Here is a 1,386-nt window from a genome sequence, read left to right as displayed (position 1 = left end):
CTTGAGCCGCAGACCCTCAAGCAAAATCCTAATCACTCCTAACGCCGCACGCCGCAGCGCGTATGGGTCTTTACTGCCAGTGGGCTTTTCGTCGATCACCCAAAAACCGACCAGCGTGTCGAGCTTATCAGCGAGCGCCACCGCAACGCTGACCGGATCGGTCGGCACCCGATCGTTTGGTCCCTGTGGCTTGTAATGATCTTCTATCGCCTCAGCTACCGCAAGCTGCTCGCCCTGCGCGAGCGCGTAGTATTTTCCCATCAACCCCTGAAGTTCTGGAAATTCTCCGACCACCTCTGTCAAAAGGTCAGTCTTCGCCAACTCTGCCGCACGTTGGACGTCATTGAAAAAATTCAAGGTTGTATCGTTATAGCGCGGATGGACCGCTCCCCGTTGATGTTGGATTTGGTCGCCTACTACGCGAGCCAGATCTTTGATCCGCGCGATGCGCTCGGCTTGCGTCCCGAGCTTTTCGTGGAACACGATCTGGTCGAACTTCGGCAGCCGGTCTTCCAGCTTCGTTTTCAGATCGGTCTCGTAGAAGAACTTCGCATCGCTCAAGCGCGCGCGGATGACGCGCTCGTTGCCGGCGGTGATGGCGGCGCCGCCGTCGCTGGCTTCGATGTTGGCGGTCAGGATGAACTTGTTGGCGAGCTTGCCGGTCGCCGGATCAGAGACGACGAAGCACTTCTGGTTGGCGCGGATGGTGGCGCGGATCACTTCATCGGGGATCGACAGGAAGCTCTGGTCGAACGAGCCCATCAGCGCCACCGGCCATTCGACGAGGCCGGAGACTTCGTCGAGCAGGCCGGCATCCTCGACCAGTTCGTAGTTCTGCGCCTGCGCCAGCGTCTTGGCATCGGCCAGGATGATGTCCTTGCGGCGCTGCGGATCGAGCACGACCTTGGCGCCGGCGAGCTTGGCCTCGTAGTCGGCGAAGCGGCGGACCTCGAACGCAGCCGGCGCCATGAAGCGATGGCCGCGCGTGGTCTGGCCCGACTCGATGCCGTCGATCGCGAACTTCACGACCTCCGGCTCTTCGGTGTCGATGCCGAACGTCGCGACGATCGAATGCAGCGGCCGCACCCATTGCAGCGCGCCGGGCCGTGCCGAGCGCTCGCCCCAGCGCATCGATTTCGGCCACGGGAAGGTGCGCACGATCACCGGCAGGATTTCGGCCAGCACGTCGATCGCCGGCCGGCCCGGCTTCTCGATCAGCGCCACGTAGAAATCGCCCTTCTTCGGATCGCGCTGGATCTTGGCTTCGTCCAGCGAGGAGAGCCCGGTCGCTTTCAGAAAGCCCTGCACCGCCGCATCCGGCGCGCCGACCTTCGGCCCCTTGCGCTCGTCCTTGAGATCCGGCTGCCGCGCCGGAATGCCGTGCAC

The 1,386-nt window shown here is 62.8% G+C and carries 1 protein-coding gene; it reads right to left on the bottom strand.

Annotated elements, in window-relative coordinates; all coding sequences use genetic code 11:
* Positions 1-1,386 (bottom strand): glycine--tRNA ligase subunit beta (gene glyS, locus I5M_RS07390; RefSeq protein ID WP_031335747.1); only part of this gene is annotated, 1,386 nt, incomplete at both ends.

It is taken from the genome of Rhodopseudomonas sp. B29 (assembly GCF_000333455.1).
GTDB lineage: Bacteria > Pseudomonadota > Alphaproteobacteria > Rhizobiales > Xanthobacteraceae > Rhodopseudomonas.
The sequence above is the reverse complement of the archived record's forward strand: the minus strand, read 5'-3'. Positions and strand labels throughout refer to the sequence as shown.